19 protein-coding genes and 1 tRNA gene are annotated in these 19,774 nt (G+C 35.9%); 9 read left to right on the top strand and 11 right to left on the bottom strand.

All coding sequences use genetic code 11. The features are described from left to right. Nucleotides 1-207: 207 nt before the first annotated feature. The gene (locus LC814_RS04565) at nt 208-1,356 is read right to left on the bottom strand and encodes a GNAT family N-acetyltransferase (protein ID WP_226065223.1); all 1,149 of its coding nucleotides are present in this window, start codon (nt 1,354-1,356) and stop codon (nt 208-210) included. Between the two features lie 109 nt (nt 1,357-1,465). On the opposite strand from LC814_RS04565, the gene LC814_RS04560 reads away from it, so the two are divergent. After that, the gene (locus tag LC814_RS04560) at nt 1,466-2,173 is read left to right on the top strand and encodes a zinc metallopeptidase (protein WP_226065221.1); all 708 of its coding nucleotides are present in this window, start codon (nt 1,466-1,468) and stop codon (nt 2,171-2,173) included. Here the strand turns inward: LC814_RS04560 and LC814_RS04555 are convergent. The 9 genes from LC814_RS04555 to rbfA all read right to left on the bottom strand — a co-directional run bounded on the left by LC814_RS04555 (nt 2,170) and on the right by rbfA (nt 11,546). Next, nucleotides 2,170-2,775 (bottom strand): IMPACT family protein, encoded by a 606-nt coding sequence (locus LC814_RS04555; RefSeq protein WP_226065219.1) that lies wholly within the window; start codon nt 2,773-2,775, stop codon nt 2,170-2,172. The genes LC814_RS04560 and LC814_RS04555 overlap by 4 nt on opposite strands. Next, nucleotides 2,776-3,798, bottom strand: a complete 1,023-nt coding sequence (ribD, locus tag LC814_RS04550; RefSeq protein WP_226065217.1) for a bifunctional diaminohydroxyphosphoribosylaminopyrimidine deaminase/5-amino-6-(5-phosphoribosylamino)uracil reductase RibD — start codon at nt 3,796-3,798, stop codon at nt 2,776-2,778. 37 nt (nt 3,799-3,835) lie between these two features. Further along, nucleotides 3,836-4,423, bottom strand: coding sequence for an HI_0983 family protein (locus LC814_RS04545; protein WP_226065215.1), 588 nt, complete (start codon nt 4,421-4,423; stop codon nt 3,836-3,838). Between the two features lie 5 nt (nt 4,424-4,428). Next, entirely contained in the window at nt 4,429-6,576 is a 2,148-nt protein-coding gene (locus tag LC814_RS04540) for a DUF349 domain-containing protein (RefSeq protein WP_226065213.1), read from the bottom strand. 72 nt (nt 6,577-6,648) lie between these two features. Next, nucleotides 6,649-7,377: a shikimate dehydrogenase family protein gene (locus LC814_RS04535; RefSeq protein ID WP_226065211.1), complete on the bottom strand. Its 729-nt coding sequence runs from the start codon at nt 7,375-7,377 to the stop codon at nt 6,649-6,651. Nucleotides 7,378-7,505: 128 nt separating this feature from the next. Next, the gene (locus tag LC814_RS04530; RefSeq protein WP_226065209.1) at nt 7,506-8,609 is read right to left on the bottom strand and encodes an endonuclease; all 1,104 of its coding nucleotides are present in this window, start codon (nt 8,607-8,609) and stop codon (nt 7,506-7,508) included. Nucleotides 8,610-8,794: 185 nt separating this feature from the next. Continuing rightward, complete coding sequence (locus LC814_RS04525; protein WP_226065208.1) at nt 8,795-9,916, bottom strand: endonuclease; 1,122 nt, start codon at nt 9,914-9,916, stop codon at nt 8,795-8,797. A 34-nt stretch (nt 9,917-9,950) separates the two neighbouring features. Next, nucleotides 9,951-11,162 (bottom strand): ABC transporter permease, encoded by a 1,212-nt coding sequence (locus LC814_RS04520; protein WP_226065206.1) that lies wholly within the window; start codon nt 11,160-11,162, stop codon nt 9,951-9,953. A 21-nt stretch (nt 11,163-11,183) separates the two neighbouring features. Next, a complete protein-coding gene (gene rbfA, locus LC814_RS04515; protein ID WP_226065204.1) occupies nt 11,184-11,546 on the bottom strand; it encodes a 30S ribosome-binding factor RbfA in 363 nt (120 codons plus the stop codon). A 121-nt stretch (nt 11,547-11,667) separates the two neighbouring features. Here rbfA and mce point away from each other — a divergent pair, with 121 nt between their 5' ends. From mce to LC814_RS04485, 6 genes are all read left to right on the top strand, one after another. Next, nucleotides 11,668-12,066 (top strand): methylmalonyl-CoA epimerase, encoded by a 399-nt coding sequence (mce, locus tag LC814_RS04510; RefSeq protein WP_226065202.1) that lies wholly within the window; start codon nt 11,668-11,670, stop codon nt 12,064-12,066. Nucleotides 12,067-12,141: 75 nt separating this feature from the next. Next, nucleotides 12,142-12,215: transfer RNA gene (locus LC814_RS04505), tRNA-Ile, on the top strand. A gap of 248 nt (nt 12,216-12,463) precedes the next feature. Further along, entirely contained in the window at nt 12,464-13,051 is a 588-nt protein-coding gene (locus LC814_RS04500) for a DUF421 domain-containing protein (protein ID WP_226065200.1), read from the top strand. A 357-nt stretch (nt 13,052-13,408) separates the two neighbouring features. Continuing rightward, the gene (locus LC814_RS04495) at nt 13,409-14,692 is read left to right on the top strand and encodes an alginate export family protein (RefSeq protein WP_226065198.1); all 1,284 of its coding nucleotides are present in this window, start codon (nt 13,409-13,411) and stop codon (nt 14,690-14,692) included. Between the two features lie 105 nt (nt 14,693-14,797). Continuing rightward, nucleotides 14,798-15,511, top strand: coding sequence for a 3-ketoacyl-ACP reductase (locus LC814_RS04490; RefSeq protein WP_226065196.1), 714 nt, complete (start codon nt 14,798-14,800; stop codon nt 15,509-15,511). Nucleotides 15,512-15,608: 97 nt separating this feature from the next. Continuing rightward, nucleotides 15,609-16,304: a glycerophosphodiester phosphodiesterase family protein gene (locus LC814_RS04485; RefSeq protein WP_226065194.1), complete on the top strand. Its 696-nt coding sequence runs from the start codon at nt 15,609-15,611 to the stop codon at nt 16,302-16,304. A 158-nt stretch (nt 16,305-16,462) separates the two neighbouring features. Here the strand turns inward: LC814_RS04485 and LC814_RS04480 are convergent, their stop codons facing one another. Next, the gene (locus LC814_RS04480; RefSeq protein WP_226065192.1) at nt 16,463-18,586 is read right to left on the bottom strand and encodes a Tex family protein; all 2,124 of its coding nucleotides are present in this window, start codon (nt 18,584-18,586) and stop codon (nt 16,463-16,465) included. 201 nt (nt 18,587-18,787) lie between these two features. Between LC814_RS04480 and LC814_RS04475 the strand changes: the two genes are divergently transcribed. Both LC814_RS04475 and LC814_RS04470 read left to right on the top strand, forming a co-directional pair. Further along, nucleotides 18,788-19,177 carry a DoxX family protein gene (locus LC814_RS04475; protein ID WP_226065190.1) on the top strand — a complete coding sequence of 130 codons (390 nt, stop codon included), beginning with the start codon at nt 18,788-18,790 and terminating at the stop codon, nt 19,175-19,177. 2 nt (nt 19,178-19,179) lie between these two features. After that, entirely contained in the window at nt 19,180-19,758 is a 579-nt protein-coding gene (locus LC814_RS04470; RefSeq protein WP_226065189.1) for a TetR/AcrR family transcriptional regulator, read from the top strand. Nucleotides 19,759-19,774 lie beyond the last annotated feature (16 nt).

Here is a 19,774-nt window from a genome sequence, read left to right as displayed (position 1 = left end):
TAATATCCCACAAAACTGCTTCTTACTTTTTATGGGTTTTTTTTATCCTTTTTAATACCTCATACGCCAAATAGCCAATATATAAGAATAAAAAACTGGCGAACAAGATATTTATCACCTCATTTGTTTTCGGATCAGCGACCTGAAAAAATTGATTGTATGCAATAAACGCAATAATGATTGCGATGTAAAAGTAAAGCTGCTTTCTCATGAAAACAAAGGAGTTTGTGGGGAAACATCCATCGCGTATGTTCTGCGGCGTTTGTGATTCACCGGATTATAATCCTGCCAGAGTACCTGCACGCTTTTATTCTCTTCTAATTCTGGATTTGTTTCTAATAATTTTATTCCTTTTTTGCTGAAATTGCGCCATATCTCTTTAAAGATCAGCGATGTAACACCGCGCCGCTGATAATCCGGATGAATTCCTATGAGGTAAAAATTTGCACGAAGATTTTTTTTGCCAGCCTGAATCAAATGATACCAGCCAAACGGAAGTAGTTTTCCATTCGCCTTCTGTAGAGCTTTGGAGTAGGAAGGCATTGTGATCGCGAAGGAAACCAGTTCATCGTGTTCATCAACAATGCAGACGATATAATCTTTATCAATGAAATTGAAATATTTGTCTTTATAAGTCTGAATTTGTTCGTCAGTAATAGGTGTATAAGTGGAAAGCGTTTTATACGTTTCATCCAATAATTTAAACATTGGGAAAACATATGGTAAAATCTCCTGTTTATTGTTAAACTCTAAAACTCTTAATTTATATTTTTCTGAAATTAGACTGCTGAATTTCAGTATTTTATCTGAAAGAATCTCCGGAAAATCAAGTTCATATTCCACCCATTCTTTTTCCTTCTTCAATCCTAATTTCTCAAGATGTTCTGGATAGTAAGAGTGATTATAAAGTCCAATCATGGTGGCCAACCTGTCAAAACCCATCGTTAGCATCCCTGCTTTGTCTAAATTGGTGAAGCCCATGGGACCTTCAATTTTCGTCATTTCCTTTTGTTGCGCAAATTCGATTGCCTTATTAAGTAATGCCTTCGTCACTTCAATATCATCAATAAAGTCGAGCCAGCCGAAACGTACTTTGCTGATTCCCAAATCTTCTACTTCCTTGTGATTAATCATCACGGCAATTCGGCCCACGATTTTTTGATCTTTTAAAGCAAGATATCTTTTAAATTCGGAAAAATTAAGGGCTGCATTTTCTTTCGGACTCCAAATATGTTCTTCATCTTTAATGAGAGGCGGAACATAATTTTCGTTACTTTTGTACAGTTCCATCGGAAATTTGATGAAATTTTTTAAATCATTTGCAGTTTTCACTTCAAAAATAGTAATCACAGACATTCGGTTGAATTTGAGAAAACAAAGATAAATGATTCGGTGAAAAATCAAAACTTTGGCACGTTTTTTATTAATAGTAAGCGAATTATCAATATAGAAAAAAGAAGAAAGAATGACAGGGTATTATTTAATTATTGGGATTTCAATGTTAGTGAGTTGGTTAGTTTCCTCCAGGTTGAAATCAAAATTCCAACATTATTCGCAGGTCCATCTGCGCAACGGATTATCTGGAAAAGAAATTGCGGAAAAAATGCTTCGTGACAATAACATTAATGATGTCAAAGTAATATCTGTTCCTGGCCAATTAACAGACCACTACAATCCTGCTGACAAAACAGTTAATTTATCAGAAGGCGTTTACATGCAAAGAAATGCTGCTGCCGCTGCGGTTGCTGCACATGAGTGTGGACATGCAGTGCAGCATGCTGTGGGATATTCTATGTTACAATTACGCTCTAAATTGGTTCCGATGGTCAACATCAGTTCGAATTTGATGCAGTTTGTCCTTATTGGTGGTATCGTTTTGATGGGTGCGACGAGAACAATTGAAAATCCAAATGGAAATACTACGGTTTTAGCAATCGGTGTTGCGTTATTTGCAGTAACTACGTTATTTTCCTTCATTACTTTACCCGTAGAATATGATGCCAGTAACAGAGCTATGAAATGGTTGAAAACTACCGGAACCGTTACAGAAGAAGAATATGTAGGAGTGCAGGATTCTTTAAAGTGGGCGGCAAGAACATACGTTGTAGCAGCTTTAGGTTCCTTAGCACAGCTTCTTTATTGGGCATCGCTGCTTATGGGAAGAAGAGATTAATTTAAAAATTCAAATGATATATTTTGCATCTCAGCCAATTGGTCTGAGATGTTTTCTTTTTCCGCCGTTTTTAAACGTGCTTTGATGCTGCATTTTTCTTCTGCAGTAAAGTCTAAAATTTTAGCCTCAAATTTATTAAGCAAGGTGAAAATGACATTCTGTTGCGTAAAAGGGAATTGGATGAGTAATTCACTTTTCAATTCTTCAGTGATGATTTCTGAAGATTCCAAAGTTACTTTGGCTGTTTCCTTATAAGCACGAACCAATCCGGAAACGCCCAGTTTTGTTCCGCCATAATATCGAACGACAATGACTAAAATATTAGTTACATTATGCGCTAGCAATTGATTGTATATCGGTGAACCAGCGCTGCCCGAAGGTTCCCCATCATCATTAGCACGATAATTTTCACCAGTAACGCCAAGCCGAAAAGCATAGCAGTGGTGCGTAGCTTTAGGATGAATTTCCTTTATTTTATTTAAACTTTCCTTAATCTCAAAGTCATTTCGCACCGGAAAGGCAAAACCGATGAACTTACTGCCTTTTTCCCGCAACAAGATTTGATCAACAGGAGTTTTGATGGTATCGAAAGAAAATTCCACTTAAGTATTTTTGTAAAATTCCACTAAATTATCACGCAGCTCAATCTTATTCACGCATTGCGTATTAGTTTTAGGAGCTCTCGTTCCACATTCTAATAAAAGATTTTCATTTTTAATGATTATCGCTTCATCCCAGAAACCTTGATCAATACATTGCTGCAAAGTATAAGCGCCACCTTCAATCAAGACAGATTGAATTTGAAGTTCATAAAGATGATGAAGTATTTCATTGACTAGATTTTCATTACTGATTTTAATATAGTTAATGTTTTTTATTTGCTCATTTTTGTGAACGTTAAAAACAAGAGTTTTAGCTTCCTCATTCAATACTTTAAAATCAAGTGGAACTTTTAGATCCAGATCAATTAAAATTCGCACCGGATTTCTACCGTCAATTTCCCGCGTGGTTAAACTGGGATTATCGACTAAAGCCGTTTTTGTACCGACAAGAATTGCTTCTTCCTGACTTCTCATAAAATGTACAAATTGCTTTGTTAATGGATTACCAATTTGCGTAGGTTTAAAATTTCGGTCCAAAAAACCATCAACAGATTCTGCCCATTTTAAAATAATAAAAGGTCTTTTCTTTTCCTGAAAAGTGAAAAAACGCTTATTAGCGTCCTTACATTCTTCTTCGAGAATGCCACAGATCACTTCAATACCTGCGTTTTCGATCATCAATTTCCCTTTTCCATTCACCGCCTTATTAGAATCCAGACAACCTATCACAACTTTCTTAAAACCAATTTCAACAAGTTTAAGTGCACAAGGTGGTGTTTTTCCGAAATGGGAACAAGGTTCCAACGAAACATAAATGGTGGAATCTTTTAACAACGCAGGATTCTTTACAGAATTTATAGCGTTAATCTCAGCGTGATTTTCCCCCGCTTTTGCGTGATAGCCTTCGCCTATTATTTCACCGTTATAAACAATTACACTGCCCACAATAGGATTAGGATAGGTTTTGCCGAGCGCTTTTTGTGCCAAATCCAGACAGCGTTGCATATAGATTTCGTGTGTCATTCTAATAAAAAACACCCAGCGTTGGGTGTTTAAATTTTTAATTAATGTTTTTAAGTCTGATCGTAGGGATTTTATATTCGATGACATTAATTAAAATATCATCGCGCATCTTCGCCATTGCACGAGATTCCCATTTAACATTGTTGTACGCTCTTTTAACATAAGAAAAAATCAGGAACGTTTTTCCTGCGCCTTTGTCCTCACTTATAAAGCGATCCACAATATATTCGACGTAGGGTTCGCCCTTTTCCGGATTTTCGGAAATAAAATAATCAACAATGAATTCACTCCCATCTTTATTTTGAGAAACGTTAACCTTAGCCAATTTATCGGTTTTTTCCCGGGCTTGAATCTGTTCTACTTTCTGACGAACTGCCAATTCAATATCGATTTCTTTATTGAAATAAGAAAATTCGATCAGCTGCGTAAAGTTTTCCATTTTTTCATCTCGCGGCAAATATTGCTGACGAAATAATGTTTTGGAAACTGGCTTACTCCAGGATAAGAAAAATTCTGTACCATGAAGGTCAATCGGGCCGGGAATTGAAAGTATATCTTTTCTTTCCTGCGCATTTATATTGGAAACTGCCAGCAACATGACCAGCAAAAATAAATTTTTTAACATCTTTTTTAATAATTTTCTCCAGCTACAATGTTGTGTAAACTTTGTTTCATGGTTTCGATTTGAGATTTCTTTTCATCAATTTTATCAAAAGTTTCTTTTAATAAAGGATTTTCTCGTGAAGAGTTGCTGAAGAATCCAAGGTTGTTTTCCATTTTTACAACTTCAGCTTCTAAATCGGCAATCTGATTTTTAATTTTACGCGCTTTGTCAGTAAGTTGATTTTCGCTTAAACCTTCTTCTTTCAGATCATATTCATGAATTTTATTCAACTTCAGTTTTTCGCGAAGTGTTTTGTTAAAATCTGTATTAATGGTTATTTTTTCGCGTGGCACTTTACCGATATTATTCCAGCTGCTTTTAATCTGCTCGATTTTTTCTACACTTCCTTCTTCGTTTCCGATTTCTTTTAACTCATCCAGAAGTTGCTTTTTATTCTTATAATTTTCTTTCCAGTTGTCGTTTGCGGTGTTATTTTTCTCCCTGTAATTATTGAAAAAAACATTGCAAGCTTCACGAAAATCGTCCCAAACCTTATTGGTCATGCTTCTCGGAACATGGCCAATTTTTTTCCAGTCGTCTTGTAATTTTTTATAAAGTGGAACTGCAATTTCCCAATCTTCGCTAAGCATATTATCTTTTGCCGTCTGAATTAATTTTAATTTTTCGTCCAGATTAGTCTGTTGCGAATTTTTTAAACCTTTATAAAATTCATTTTTACTGATGTTGAAATTCCTCAAATTCAGTTTAAAATCATTCCAGTTTTGGTTTGAATATTTACGGGGTACATTTCCTAAACGAAGAAATTCTGTTCGTAAATCTTCAACTTTTCTAATTGAATTTTGCCAGTAATTGTGGTTGCTTTCTTTCGCAGAGATTGCCAGTTTTTTCAACTCCTCAATAATTTCGTTCTTTTTGAGAAGATTTTCGTTCTGTTCTTTTTCAATCTGTTCTGTAAGCTCAGATTTTCTATCGTGAATTTTATTAGAAAGTTCTTTAAACTCGTCCCAAGTTTTTTCCCGGAATTCCTCTGCTACAGGTTCTGCTTCTTCTTTCCAAAGTTTATGCAGATATTGCAATTCGTTCAGTGCTTTTTGAACGGACGGTTCTGTTTCAAGTTCTTTGGCGCGCTGAATAATATGATTTCTTTTCTCCAAATTATGAGCAAATTCCTGCTCCATATATTCTTTGTTCATATCAAGCATTTGATAGAACTGATTTAAATGATGGAAGTAGTTGTTATTTAGCAACTTAAATTCAGATTTAGCCACTTGTCCAGCGTTCTTCCAGTCGTCTTTTATTTCGCGGATTGCTTTAAAAAGATTGGTTCCCGCTTCGGTATTGGTATAAAGATTTTTTAGTTTATCGATAATTCCTTGACGATGTTCTAAATTTGAATTGTGCTGAAGTTCTTGTTGCTGATGATATTTGTCGGATTTTTCTCTAAATACATGCAAGATGCCAGAGAGTTTTGCCTGAGCTGGATTTTGGGCCGTGAAAAGTTCCTCAGGATTTCCTTCCGCCACAAAATCTCTTTTAAGATTATTGTTTTCCTCGTGAATTCGGTGATTAGCCTCTTCTTTTAACTGATTAAATTTGCGAAAATGAGTCGCAGTATCTTCCTGATTGATGATCTGTTCCATCTCAGCCAGAATTTCTGCCAATGACAGATGATCTAACGTAATTTTTTCTTCTGGAGCGGTATTCTCTTCTCTTTTTTGCGTTGGTTCGGCAGCAACTTCTGGTTGTTGAGAAGCATCTACTTTTTCTTCTTTGGAATCATCTATTTTTTCGTCGGATTGTGCGGTTACGGTTTCGTCGGAATTTTCTACATGATTTTCAACTTCGCCTTGCGTTTTTTCTTCTGGAGAATTCATGCTGTCGGAAACTTCTGATTCAGCTGCAGATTGATTAGTAGATTCGTCAACTTTCATTTCTTCCTGATCTACAGAAACTACTGCAGAATCTTCAGATGACGCAGATTCAGGTGTTGTAGGAACTATTACTTCGTTATCTGATGGAATTTCTTCCATATGATTATTGGCATCAACAGTTGTATCAGTTACCTGATTTTCTTCCGCATTATTTTCCTTAAAATCATTGTTAACCGGCATTTCTTTTCCGTGTTTGTCAGAAAGAGAATCTTCTGTAATCATAGCAAACTTTTTATTTAATTGTAGAGCGGTTAGCGACATTGGCAAACCGTGGACTAAATTAACCTATTTTTATTAAATGTTCCAAATTTCCCACGATTTTTCTGCTTGTTCTTCGAGCATGTGTGCACCATTAACCGTTATAGCATTCTGTTCTGCAGCTTTCTTTAAAAATTGAGTTTGGGTCGGATTATAAATAAGATCAAAAACTAAATGCTCAGAGGTTAGCCCTTCGAAAGGAAAATTGAGACAATCGGAAATATTGGGAAAAGTTCCGACAGGCGTACATTGTATGATGAGTAAATTACTTCTAACCATCGCCGATGTTAAATTTTCGAACGTTATTTTTCCTTTTCTTGACACCGTCTGAAACGGAATTTGATATTTCTCTAAAACATATTTTACTGCTTTTGCGGCGCCCCCATCACCCAAAATTAACGCCGATTGGTGATCAATACTTTTGTGTTGAAGTAAGGTACTTTCAAAACCAAAAGCATCTGTGTTATAACCTGTTTTTTTACCATCTTGAATCAACACTGTATTCACTGCGCCGATTTTTGAGGCTTCCGGACTTAAACTATCCAAATAGGTGAGAATTTTTTCTTTAAAAGGAATTGTAACATTAAAACCCCGCAGATTTTTTATCTCAAAAATTTCTTCCACCTCGGAAATGGTATCTAAATCAAATACCGAATAAGACAGATTCTGAAGTTTTAATTGTTCAAATTTCTGTTCAAAATATTTTTTAGAAAAAGAGTAGGAGATGTTCTTTCCTATAATTCCTAGTTTTATCCGTTCATTCATTTTTCAAAAATAGAAAAAAGACGAAAGTTAACTAGGATATTTTTGTTTTATTTCTAATGTTTTCGGGAGTCAAGAAAAAAGCCGCTATTTGTACAAAATAGCGACTGATTTCTTTAGAAAAATTATACCTATTGAACGAGAAATTTAATGCTTTGATCTCCAGCTTTCAGAATATACATTCCTTTACTGCGATTTTGAAGTAAAATTTTCCCCGTGTTCTTAATGTTTTGCTCGATGGTCTGAATTAGTTTTCCTTCCATCGAATAAATTTGCACTTTCGATATTTCCCCCAAGCCGTAACCAGACAAATGAAGTTCTCCGTTTTTTACAGGGTTTGGATAAATAGAAAGTGTTTTTTTAAATAACACCACATCATTGCTTGATAAGGTCGATGTCCAGATCATTTTCACCCATTCTGGATGATCGATAAAAGGATTTCGGTTTTTCTGTCTGTTATACACCGCATTATTGCGATCAATTTCTTTTTGAGAAACGGGATCTTGCGCGTCCCATTTTAACAATAAATTTATATACCATTGTTTATAACCTCGATCAGTGGTTCCATCCAAAGGATTTGCAGCGCTTTGATACTGTGTAAAAGAGGTTAGTTTATCTTCATAACGCGTCACAAAATAGAGATGCATTCTGGCGAAATCTCCTTTAAACTCGTCAATCGGCTCGAAAATCGTTCCACTGTAACCAGGAAAATTAGAGGGCCCTAATTCACTGCCATTCGTTGAAATCCACGAGGGTGAGATTGTTTCTCCGTAGGGATAATTCCCGCGTTGGCTATTTACATAATAATCGGAGGGAACTACAAAGTGCGCATCATTTGCCATTGGCGCCTGATCACCGAAATAGCTTTTTGGTAAAGAATGTTCGCGATTGTAACAGAAACCTTCTTTGTTCTGGTTCGCAGAGCCACACTGATCTCCGCCAACATCTGAAGCTCCGATTGTATATTCATAAGCATCGGGACCAAGTGGTTTTTCTGAATACATATCGAGAAGAGTTCCATCTTTTTCGTAATATTTATCGACATCTGAAGTCGCATAAGTGACCCACAAAGCGCCGTAACCGAGGTCTTGGGCACCGTTGGAAATGATCGTGCTTAATTTTGTTTTCAACGCATAACCTGTTAATCCGTCCGTTCCATCATAATAACCTGCAGGTGCCTGTGCTAAAGTGATTGTAAATAAAAAGCCCAGTAAAAGAGTAGTGTATTTTTTCATATCTTAATAATATTTGGATGTCAAAGTTAGCTAAAACTATTTCTTTTCATCTGACCTTTAAAATAATTTCAGGAAGCTTTCATAAAAATATTGGGCTGAATTCACTTTTTCATTCGCATATATCTTAGAATATAATAAAAAAAACCACTACTTTTAAGTAGCGGTTTTCAATAAAAATGTATGCTTTACTGAACGATAAATTTCACAGTTTGATCACCGGCCTTTAGGAGATATAATCCTTTCGTTTGATTTTTAAGAATTATTTTACCAGAATTTCTAAAATTTTGATCCACGGTTTGAACTAATTTTCCGTCCATCGAATATATTTGAACTTTTGATAGGTCATCTAGTCCGTATCCAGACAAATGCAATTCACCATTAAGAACTGGATTTGGATAAATAGAAAGCGTTTTTTTGAATAGAGCCACATCGGTACTTGATAAGGTAGATTTCCAAATCAATTTCACCCATTCTGGATGGTCAATAAACGGATTTCTGTTTCCTTGTCTGTCATAAATTGCATTATTACGGTCAATTTCTTTTTGAGAAACGGGATCTTGAGACGACCATTTTAACATCAGGTTAATGTACCACTGTTTGAAACCTCTGTCGGTAGTTCCATCAATAGGATTCATACCCGAGTAATATTGAGAAAAATTTGGAAGTCTGCTTTGATAGCGTGTTATAAAATAAAGCTGCATTCTGGCGAGATCACCTTTAAACTCATCAATGGGTTCGAAAATAGTTCCACCATAATCCGGGAAACTGCTTCCACCTATTTTACTGCCATTGGTTGAAGTCCAAACAGGCGAATCGGTTTCACCGTACGGATAATTGGACCGCTGACCATTTACATAGTAATCCGCAGGAATAATAAAATGTGCATCATTTGCCATTGGCGTTGCGTCTATTCCACCAAAAAAAGATTTGGGCAAAGTGTGCTCACGATTGTAACACGTATTTTCCACATTTTTTCCGTTTCCGCATTGATTGCCACCCGCTGAAGATTGACCTAATTTATACTCGTACGCATCAGCACCAGCAGGATTTTCGGAATACATGTCGAGCACGGTTCCATTTTTTTCGTAATAATTATCAACGTCAGAGGTGAAAAATGTCGTCCATAAGCCGCCAGTTCCTCTTCCATATCCTAAATCCTGAGCGCCATTGGTGATTATTTCGCTTAATTTTGATTTTAAAGGATATCCTGTTAAGCCAGAGGTTCCATCATAATAACCCGCAGGGATTTGTGCAAATGTTCCGCCCACTGTCCCAAGAGCTATTAAAAATGTAAAAATTTTATTCATTATAATTTTGAAGATAGTTTTAAAAGAAATTTTTCTAATTCACTTTAAAATGTCGCTTATTGACTTTAGAAAAAATACGTGCGATACCCACACCAAATATTCCGGCAGTGGCGCTGACGATTATATAATTCATAAAAGTTACACGCACTGGAAATGCCAAATCGGTATTGGCGCCAGCTTTGAAAAACCCAGTATTAATTTGAAGATAACAAATCGCCGTACCTACGATTAAACCGCAGATGATCCCAAAAACAACGATTAGTAAACCAGTATAAAAGTAAATATTTCGGAGTGATTTTAAATTCATTCCTAAAGAAATAAGGGATTTTGCCTGTTCTTTTTTATCGAGTTGTAAAATAATGATCGCACCTGCCAAATTAAAAGTGGTAATAAAGATAACGAGCATGAAAATGAGATAAATAAATAGTTTCTCTGTATTGATCATTTTCCAGAAGGCTGCATTTTCTTCTTTTTTCGTTTTGATGTCGTATTTACTGCCCAGCAAATTTGATAATTCAGCTTTTACATCGTCTGTATTTTCAGGATTCTTTAGTTTAATGACGATTTCGTACGCTGCGTTTTTGGGAAGGTTTAATAATTCCTGCACCAGTTCAATGGGCGAAATAATCGTATTGTCGAGTTGATCATTTCCGGGAAAAACTCCGGATACAAAAATTTCTCTTTTCGTGAAAATATCTTCTTCTTTGCTGATCATTCCCGTGCCTGGTTTCGGCATTAGAATCGTAGCGTAATCAGAACCTTCGCCAATTGGAATGGTAAGTCGGTTGTCCAACTTATTTTCCATCAACACTTCATTCGAATATTTAAAACTAGGATAAGAACCGTAAAAAATTTTCTGGTGGATTGGATTAACGAATATATAGGCAGAATCAACGCCCCGAAGGTTGGCGATATCCCCATTTTCGCGGTATCTCACATAAGCTTTTTCTTCAATTACTTTTGAATAGTGAGCAATCTCTTTATGGTTTTTCAGTATTTTTGTGGCTTTATCAATATCGGAAAGGGTTTTTCCTTTGGCATTTTTAATGGTTAGATCAGCATGAAGATTCGCAATTAAATCTTGATTCAAATCTTCTAATCCCGAAAAAACGGAAATAATAATAAACATTGCCGCGACCGCAACAAGCATCGCCACAGCAGCCAGCCAGGTGATAAACGTAACTGCGGTACTTCCTTTTTTCGCTAAAAGATAGCGCGTCGCAATATAAAATGAGGTATTTTTCAAAGAAATAATCGTTAAGCCAGATTACAGTATAGGATTATCGCCTTCGCCTTTCAATTCCCTTTCAATTTTTTCTACATCATCCAAAGTGGTATCCAAATAGAAATTTAATTCGGGTATAATACGAACTTGTTTCCCCATTTTCTGACCTAGAAAGTTGCGGTAATGCGATTTATTCTCTTTAATTTCTTTCATAATAGAGGTGCGAAACTCTGTAGGAAATATACTTAGATAAATTTTGGCAATACTCAGGTCAGCCGTAACTTTTACATCAGAAACGCTGATCAAAAAATTCTGTTTGCTTTCAGATGCTTGTTTGCGGAAAAATTCGGCAAAATCTTCCTGTATAATCTGTGCGACTTTTCTTTGTCTGTTGCTTTCGTTCATGGTGCAAATTTACTATTTTTGTTTGAATTATTCTCGCGGGCACTTTTATAGAAATATCAGAATTTAAGACTGAAAAAAGAGTTTAAGTTTTCTGCAAAAAAATTGCAAAAAGATTTCAATTATGAAAATAGAACACCTCGGTATTGCAGTTAAATCATTATCGAACTCAGACGAGTTATTCGCTAAACTCTTGGGAAAAGAAAACTATAAACAGGAAGCGGTCGAAAGGGAAGGTGTTACCACTTCCTTTTACGGATTGGGCGAAAGTAAAATAGAACTTCTGGAAGCCACCAATCCAGAAAGTCCGATCGCTAAATTCATTGATAAACGTGGGGAAGGAATTCATCACATTGCATTCGGCGTAGAAAATATTGAGGTAGAAATCGAGCGTTTAAAAAACTTGGGATTTGTTTTTATTTCGGAAACTCCGAAAGATGGTGCAGATAATAAACTGGTGGTTTTTCTTCATCCAAAATCAACGAATGGCATTTTAGTAGAACTTTGTCAGGAAAAACCCTAAATAAATTTTGATTTTTTCAAAAAAACGCTATTTTTGCAAACCAATTGAGACGGTATTTCTTCGGAAATAAAGTTAGGCCCTATAACTCAGCTGGTTAGAGTAGCTGACTCATAATCAGCAAGTCCCTGGTTCGAGCCCAGGTGGGGCCACATTATTGGAATAGAAGCACTTACAGAAATGTAGGTGTTTTTTTACGCATCCATTTATAATTTAAATATTTTTTAGTACACCTCGTTTTTCGCCGTTTATATATAAATCGGAGTTGCTGTACCAATATTAATTCTACAACAATAAATTTTCCTGTTCTACTTTAACTTATTATTTTAAAAATTGGTTAAATTTTTGATTCAGAAATTTTCGGTTTCTATATTCAAATTATTAATTAAAATTTAATACCATGGTTGAGGGCAGCGAATATACTTTTGATATTCAAAAAATGTTATTTGGCGATTTTGGACCGTTGATATATCTTGAAATAATTTTACGAGTCTTAATTATCATGGTGTATACCATTTTGATGATCAGATGGATTGGTAAACGAGCGGTAGGTGGTTTGGGAAGCGCCGATGTGCTTCTGATTGTTGCGATGGGAAGTGCGGTTGGAGATGCCATGTTTTATCCCTCCGTTCCGCTTTCGGTGGCCATTACGGTAATAACACTTATTGCGATATACCAGAAAACGTACGTTTATTTGGGTATCAGAAATGAGACCGTGCGTAATATTAAAGATCCAAAAGTGATGAAACTTGTAGAGAATGGTCGCCTTTTAAAAGAAAATCTTACTTCCGATGTTATTGATGAAAATGAAGTTTATATGTTGCTGCGTCAAGCTGGAATAAAATTTCTGTCGGAAGTTGAACATGCATATTTTGAGCAGTCTGGTGAGTTAAGTGTTTATAAATTTGACCATCCGAAATTAGAATTTTCGATTTTACCTGAGGACGTAGATGCTCGAAATCGTACGGAAAAAAATCAGAATTCTTAAAATATATATTGTTTGATCCAAGAACCAATTTTTACGTGCTGATAAGTTAGAACATAATGTATAAACGATCAATTCATTAAAAAAGGTTTTTCTACTTTGAACTTTATCTTATAATACCGCAATCTTTTCAGCTGTTTTTGTGACAAAAATTCGCATTTATAAATTTTCATTAGTTATAAATGGTGGAATTTTTTTAAGTTATTACAACATTAAGTATGATTTTCAGATGATTTTTCGCAGGATTTTAGCTTTGTAAGATAATCAGCCAATTATTTTCCCGCTTAATTTTTAAATTCGCCACTTTAATTAAGATAAAAATATCTTAATTAAATTATTACTTTTAAAAATTTCGTCCACATGAAAAAATATATACTTGCATTAGGAGCAATTTCTCTTTTTACAATCTCCGCAAATGCACAGATAGACAGTCTGAAAATGAACGTCGATTTCCGCACACGTGCCGAAGTAGATCATGGTCAAAAAAAGTTAATACCCAAAAACTACAAACCAGAAACCAATGTATATTCCAGAACACAACTTGGCGTAGATTATTACTGGCAGAATCTTGAACTTTTTATGTCTTTGCAGGATGCGCGAATCTGGGGCGAAGTTTCATCAACCAACCAGCGAAGTGGAAGTTTGAATGTGAACGAAGCTTGGGCAAAATATCAGTTTACTCCAAATGCCGAGATTAAAGTAGGGCGACAAATTCTCTCTTACGATGATGAAAGATTGATTGGTGCTTTAGACTGGCAGATGCAGGGTCGGAGTTTTGATGCAGCGAAAGGAATATTCCGCTTCAGTCCGCAATCTAAACTGGAAGCCGTAGTCACTTATAATAACGATAATATCGAAACCAATGATTTGCCGGATCGGGAGTTTTACAGCATTCTGGACAGTGGCGAAAGAACCAAATCCCTGCAGATTCTGCATTATGAATATCTGTGGCCTAAAGCAACTGTGTCCTTTATTGGATTAAATAATGTGGTACAAAATCTCTCCGGAATGCATTATGATCTTTTGACGCTGGGCGTGAATGCAAAAAAATACTGCGGTAATGTCGGCTTCTTTGGATCCGCATACTGGCAGACGGGAAAAAATACATGGGCGCAAAGTAAAAATGCCTATCAGTTTTCCGCAAATGTTGATTTCATTCTTAATAAAAATGCCAATGTCGTTTTGGGAACTGAATGGCTTTCCGGAACGGATTATAGTGAAGCCACTTCTATAAACCATTCCTTCAGTCCATTTTACGGAACTAACCATAAGTTCAATGGTTTTATGGATTACTTTTTCGTAGGAAACCATTTTAACAGTGTTGGGCTGAAAGATTTTTATGTGAAGTCGAATGTTAAATTCAATCCAAAAGCTGCTTTGGCGCTCAACCTTCACGGTTTTGCAAGCAATGCGAAATTAGGAGTCAATGTAACTAATAACGAAGAATATTCAAAATATTTAGGAACAGAAGCCGATTTGGTTTTTACCTATAAAGTTGCAAAAGTTTTCACTATGCAATTGGGTCACTCTCAAATGTTTGCCTCAGAAGGAATGAAACATCTTAAAAATGTTGCAGATCCGGCCTCAATGCAAAGCTGGTCATGGATAGGTCTTAATTTTAAGTCTCAGATGAAACTAAAATAAAAATGTGGTTATTTATAAGACAAAAATTGGAGTCGGAAATTTAAGGGAGATCACCCATTAAACCCCAATGTAATCCTTAAATTTGCATAATAAAATATAGTTGAAATGAATTTAAAAGGAAAAAACGCCATCATCACAGGTGGAGGTAGAGGTTTGGGAAAAGCCATTGCTTTGATTTTGGCCAAAGAAGGAGTTCATATTGGGATCACGGGAAGAAACGAAGAAAACTTGAAAACAACCGTTGAAGAATTGAAAGGTTTAGGCGTTCAGGCATTTTATTCCATTTTCAGTGTGGATGAAGAAAGTGCAGTTCAGAAAGGAATTTCAGATCTGGCAAAAGATTTGGGTGGAGTAGATATTTTAATCAACAATGCGGGAATCGGAGACTTTGGAAGCATAGAAGAAATGTCGTCTGAGACGTGGGAACAAGTCATTAAGACCAATCTTTTCGGCGTGTATTATGCGGCAAAAGCAGTCTATCCATTCTTAAAAGAAAAAGGTGCGGGAGATATCGTAAACGTGGCTTCAACAGCTGGTTTAAAAGGTGGACCCAATATGTCGGCGTATGCAGCTTCAAAAGCGGCAGTCGTTTCTCTGTCACAGTCGATGATGGCAGAATGGAGAAAACAAAACATCAGAGTAATTACTTTAACACCCAGTACAATCGCCTCTGATATGTCGATTGATGGAGGTTTGACCGATGGAAATCCAGAAACAGTACTTCAGCCGGAAGATTTTGCAGAATGGGTAAGAGATATTTTGAAAATGAACAGAAGAGCATTAATTGCCAATGGTTCTATTTTTTCAACAAATCCATAATCGTCTTCTTAAATTTATCAATAAAGAGTTTCAATACTTTACAACAAAAGCGGGTTTTTACTCGCTTTGTTTTTTTTTAGTTTTAAATTTGTTCATCATGCAAACTCAAATTATCGCGCACCGCGGCTTTTGGCAAACAAATCCTCCAACCACAGAAAATTCTCTTCAAGCGTTAAAAAATGCTCAGATTTTAAATATTTATGGGACAGAGTTCGACGTTCGAATGTCAAAAGACGGCGTGCTCCTTATTTATCATGATGAATATTTTTACAACTTAGAGATTTCCGAAACCAATTTTGCAGATTTGGAAAAACTGAAATTACAAAACGGGGAGAATCTTCCAACATTAAAGGAGTATTTAGAAAAAGGAAAAGAATATCCATCCTTAAAACTGATGATAGAACTGAAACCAATCAAGTGGAAAAATAAGGAAAATGACCTGGTTCATAAAGCCGTTCAGTGGGTTAAAAAATTTCAGCTACAATCACAATGCGAATTTATTTCTTTCAGTCTAAATATTTGCGAGCAGATTAAAAAAGAAGAACCTGATTTTAAAGTATTTTACCTGAATGGAGAACTTTCACCTTTAGAAATAAAAGAAAAAAGATTTGATGGAATCGATTATCATTACTCTATTTTCCTGAAAAACCCAACCTGGATTTCAGAGGCAAAAACTCTCGGATTAATCACCAATTCCTGGACGGTAAACAACCCTGAAATATTTGAAGAACTGAAAAAACAAGGCATCGATTTTATCACCACCGACATTCCTAATCAATTGATGAATAAGTAAAAAGATTTTTGTAAAAACTTACTTATCAGAACTCCTATTCAAATTTTAAATAAATCCATTTGCTGAGCGAAGCGCCTTTGCGACCGTAATTCTAAGAAGTAAACTGATTAAAATCTTTGCGTTTTTGCGTTAAAAAAAATTAAGAATAAAATTGATTCCTACAGAATCATACTCAACTGAATCCGCTTCCTCGCCTCATCAACTTCCGTCACTTTCACCTGAACATGCTGATGCAGCTTTACCACTTCATTCACGTCGCTCACAAAACCTTCTTTCAACTTTGAAATATGAACCAGTCCACTTTCCTTAATTCCGACATCTACAAAGCATCCGAAGGCGGTAATATTATTTACAATTCCGGGCAAAACCATTCCTGCTTTTAGATTTTTAATGGATTTTACAGTTGGATCAAATTCAAAAACTTTCGCTGCTTTTCGCGGATCTAAACCGGGTTTTTCCAGTTCTTTCAAAATATCTTTAATTCCTAAAATACCAATCGCTTCCGTGATATAATTTTCTGGATTAATGGTTTGAATTTTTTCTTTATTTGCGATGAGCTCGTTCGTTTTAATGCCTAAATCTTTCGCCATTTTTTCAACAATCGAATATGCTTCCGGATGAACGGCCGAATTATCCAACGGATTTTCACCATTCGTAATTCTAATAAATGCTGCGGCTTGTTGATAGGCTTTTTCACCCAGTCTTGCAACTTTCTTTAATTGTTTTCGGTCTTCAAAAGCGCCATGTTCTGTGCGGTAATTCACAATGTTTTCTGCCATCTTGTCCCCAATTCCGGAAACGTAACTGAGCAAAGATTTACTCGCCGTATTCAGATTGATACCAACCGAATTCACACATTTCATGACCGTAGAATCGAGTTCGTTTTTCAATTGTGTTTGATCTACATCGTGTTGATATTGTCCGACACCAATCGACTTTGCATCAATTTTCACCAATTCTGCCAACGGATCGGAAAGTCTCCGTCCTATCGAAATCGCTCCACGGACCGTCACATCATAACTCGGAAATTCATCTCTAGCAATTTTACTCGCCGAATAAACCGAAGCACCTGCTTCAGAAACAATGAAAACCAGTGGTGGTTTATCAAAAGCAATTTTCTTAATAAAAAATTCAGTTTCCCGACTTGCCGTTCCGTTTCCAATTGAAATCGCTTCAATATTAAAAGAGTTCACGAGCGACCGGACTTTCTTCATCGCCATTCCCGTTTCATTCTGGGGCGCATGTGGATAAATCGTTTCGTTGTGCAGCAAATCACCTTTCTCATCGAGGCAAACGATTTTACACCCACTTTTGAATCCTGGATCAATCGCCAGAATTCTTTTCTCTCCTAAGGGCGGAGCGAGTAGAAGTTGCCGTAGGTTTTCAGAGAATATTTCAATGGCTTTCTGGTCTGCTTTTTCTTTGGCTTCCTGTAAAGTTTCATTAGAAATCGCCGGTTCCAGCAATCTTTTATAAGAATCTTTGATGGCCAAAGCAATTTGATCTGCGCATTCATTATTTGATTTGATGAGGGCGTTTTCAATAAATTCCAATGCTTCTCCTTTGTCAATTCCGATATTTGTTTTTACAAATCCTTCAGTTTCTGCACGCAACATTGCCAATAATCGGTGCGACGGAATTCGGTTCAGACTTTCTTCCCACTCAAAATATTGCGAAAATTTCTGGGCCGCTTCTTCGTCTTTTTTTGTCTTAATGACTTTGGAGGTAATGACCGCTTTTCTTTGAAACAATCGACGCAAATTTTTCCGAACGTACATATTTTCATTGATCCATTCCGCCATAATATCTCGCGCTCCCTGCAAAGCCTCTTCTTCCGTAGAAACCTGATCATTTAAATATCTGGAGGCTAAGCTTTCCAGATGGTTGGCGTTCTGACTCATAATCATTCTTGCCAATGGTTCTAAACCTTTCTCTTTCGCCGCATCGGCTTTTGTTTTTCGCTTTTTTTTGAAAGGCAAATACAAATCTTCCAGTTCCTGCAGATCAAAGCTTCCATCAATTCTTTTTTTAAATTCTGGTGTTAAAGCATCTTGTTCTTCAATGGATTTTAAAATGCTTTCTTTCCTTTTGATGATGTCCTCAAACTGTTTGTTGAGTTTAAAAATTCCTTCAATTTGAACTTCATCCAGATTTCCGGTTGCATCTTTTCGATAACGGGAAATGAAAGGAATCGTACAATCTTCCGCCAAAAGTTTCAGCGTTGCTTTAATATTATTGTCAGATAAGGGAAGGAATTTTTTAATATAATCAATGGAATTCATGCGGCATTTTTAGATGTGCTAAAATAAGAGTTTAAGAGGAATTGAAAGGATTGTTTTTCCGAGAAATTAAAAGTATTTGACTTAAATGAAGGTCGCTGAATTGGTCTCAAAAAAGATTCCAAATTTCCCTAATAGATGAAATAAATGAACGTTCATTCTTTTTTTTGTATCTTTGTCCTGTTAAAAGATAAAAGACTAATCATGAGAGTAATATTTTGGGTCATTACAAGTGTCCTTTTAGCCGTTTTGATGATGGTTGCAGGTGTTTATCATCTATGGAATCCCAAATTTTACCTTCCTATTGTTCCCTCATTTTTACCTTTTCCGGTGGCAATTGTTTACCTGTCGGGTATTGTTGAGCTTTCATTAGGGATTGTCACCTTATTTTTAAATCAAAAATATACGAAGTACGGCCTGTTCGGAATTTTCGTTCTGATGGTGATTTTCTTACCACTTCATATTACAGATGCTTTAAAAGATCAACCCGTTATCGGAAGTCATACGATGGCGTATTTCAGATTGTTCTTTCAATTTGTATTGATTTGGCTCTCTTGGAAATCCTATAAATTTACTTCGCTCGCAAGAATTTAATTATGATCAAAAAAGAAAAAATAACAGATAAAAGAAATGCGCTATTGAACGCTACCCTGACTTTGGTGAATAATCATGGTTTTCACAATGCACCGATGTCTAAAATTGCGCAGCTGGCAGGAGTTGCTCCAGCTACGATTTATCTTTATTTCGAAAACAAACAGGATCTCGTCAATAAGTTGTATCTGGAAGTTAAAGAAGATTTTAGCAATTGCGCTTCTGAAGGTTATACTGAAGATTTATCTGTGGAAAAAGGTTTTGAACTCATTTGGTTTAATATCGCGAACTACAAACTAAATCGAATTAAAGAAGCCAACTTTTTATCGCAATGTGACAACAGTCCAATGATAGAGGAGGTGATTAGAGTAGAAGGTTTAAAAAATTTGCAACCTTTATTAAATCTTTGGGAAAAAGGAAAAAAAGAGGGAATTATAAAACCGCTTTCCGATTATATTTTATACGCTTTTACCGTTTATCCACTTTCTTTTTTATTAGGAATGCAGGAACGGGAAATATATACTTTAAGTGAGGGAAAAAAAGCAGAGACTTTTAAAGCAGCTTGGGATGCGATAAAAATATAAGAGATATTCTGCAAGT

This window comes from Kaistella polysaccharea (assembly GCF_020410745.1).
Classification (GTDB): domain Bacteria; phylum Bacteroidota; class Bacteroidia; order Flavobacteriales; family Weeksellaceae; genus Kaistella; species Kaistella polysaccharea.
The sequence above is the reverse complement of the archived record's forward strand: the minus strand, read 5'-3'. Positions and strand labels throughout refer to the sequence as shown.

What these genes read in the sequence shown, in the direction of transcription:
- LC814_RS04565 (WP_226065223.1), bottom strand. Translation starts at nt 1,356, where the DNA reads ATGTCTGTGATTACTATTTTTGAAGTGAAAACTGCAAATGATTTAAAA.
- LC814_RS04560 (WP_226065221.1), top strand. Translation starts at nt 1,466, where the DNA reads ATGACAGGGTATTATTTAATTATTGGGATTTCAATGTTAGTGAGTTGG.
- ribD (WP_226065217.1), bottom strand. Translation starts at nt 3,798, where the DNA reads ATGACACACGAAATCTATATGCAACGCTGTCTGGATTTGGCACAAAAA.
- LC814_RS04545 (WP_226065215.1), bottom strand. Translation starts at nt 4,423, where the DNA reads ATGTTAAAAAATTTATTTTTGCTGGTCATGTTGCTGGCAGTTTCCAAT.
- LC814_RS04540 (WP_226065213.1), bottom strand. Translation starts at nt 6,576, where the DNA reads ATGATTACAGAAGATTCTCTTTCTGACAAACACGGAAAAGAAATGCCG.
- LC814_RS04535 (WP_226065211.1), bottom strand. Translation starts at nt 7,377, where the DNA reads ATGAATGAACGGATAAAACTAGGAATTATAGGAAAGAACATCTCCTAC.
- LC814_RS04530 (WP_226065209.1), bottom strand. Translation starts at nt 8,609, where the DNA reads ATGAAAAAATACACTACTCTTTTACTGGGCTTTTTATTTACAATCACT.
- LC814_RS04525 (WP_226065208.1), bottom strand. Translation starts at nt 9,916, where the DNA reads ATGAATAAAATTTTTACATTTTTAATAGCTCTTGGGACAGTGGGCGGA.
- rbfA (WP_226065204.1), bottom strand. Translation starts at nt 11,546, where the DNA reads ATGAACGAAAGCAACAGACAAAGAAAAGTCGCACAGATTATACAGGAA.
- mce (WP_226065202.1), top strand. Translation starts at nt 11,668, where the DNA reads ATGAAAATAGAACACCTCGGTATTGCAGTTAAATCATTATCGAACTCA.
- LC814_RS04500 (WP_226065200.1), top strand. Translation starts at nt 12,464, where the DNA reads ATGGTTGAGGGCAGCGAATATACTTTTGATATTCAAAAAATGTTATTT.
- LC814_RS04495 (WP_226065198.1), top strand. Translation starts at nt 13,409, where the DNA reads ATGAAAAAATATATACTTGCATTAGGAGCAATTTCTCTTTTTACAATC.
- LC814_RS04490 (WP_226065196.1), top strand. Translation starts at nt 14,798, where the DNA reads ATGAATTTAAAAGGAAAAAACGCCATCATCACAGGTGGAGGTAGAGGT.
- LC814_RS04485 (WP_226065194.1), top strand. Translation starts at nt 15,609, where the DNA reads ATGCAAACTCAAATTATCGCGCACCGCGGCTTTTGGCAAACAAATCCT.
- LC814_RS04480 (WP_226065192.1), bottom strand. Translation starts at nt 18,586, where the DNA reads ATGAATTCCATTGATTATATTAAAAAATTCCTTCCCTTATCTGACAAT.
- LC814_RS04475 (WP_226065190.1), top strand. Translation starts at nt 18,788, where the DNA reads ATGAGAGTAATATTTTGGGTCATTACAAGTGTCCTTTTAGCCGTTTTG.
- LC814_RS04470 (WP_226065189.1), top strand. Translation starts at nt 19,180, where the DNA reads ATGATCAAAAAAGAAAAAATAACAGATAAAAGAAATGCGCTATTGAAC.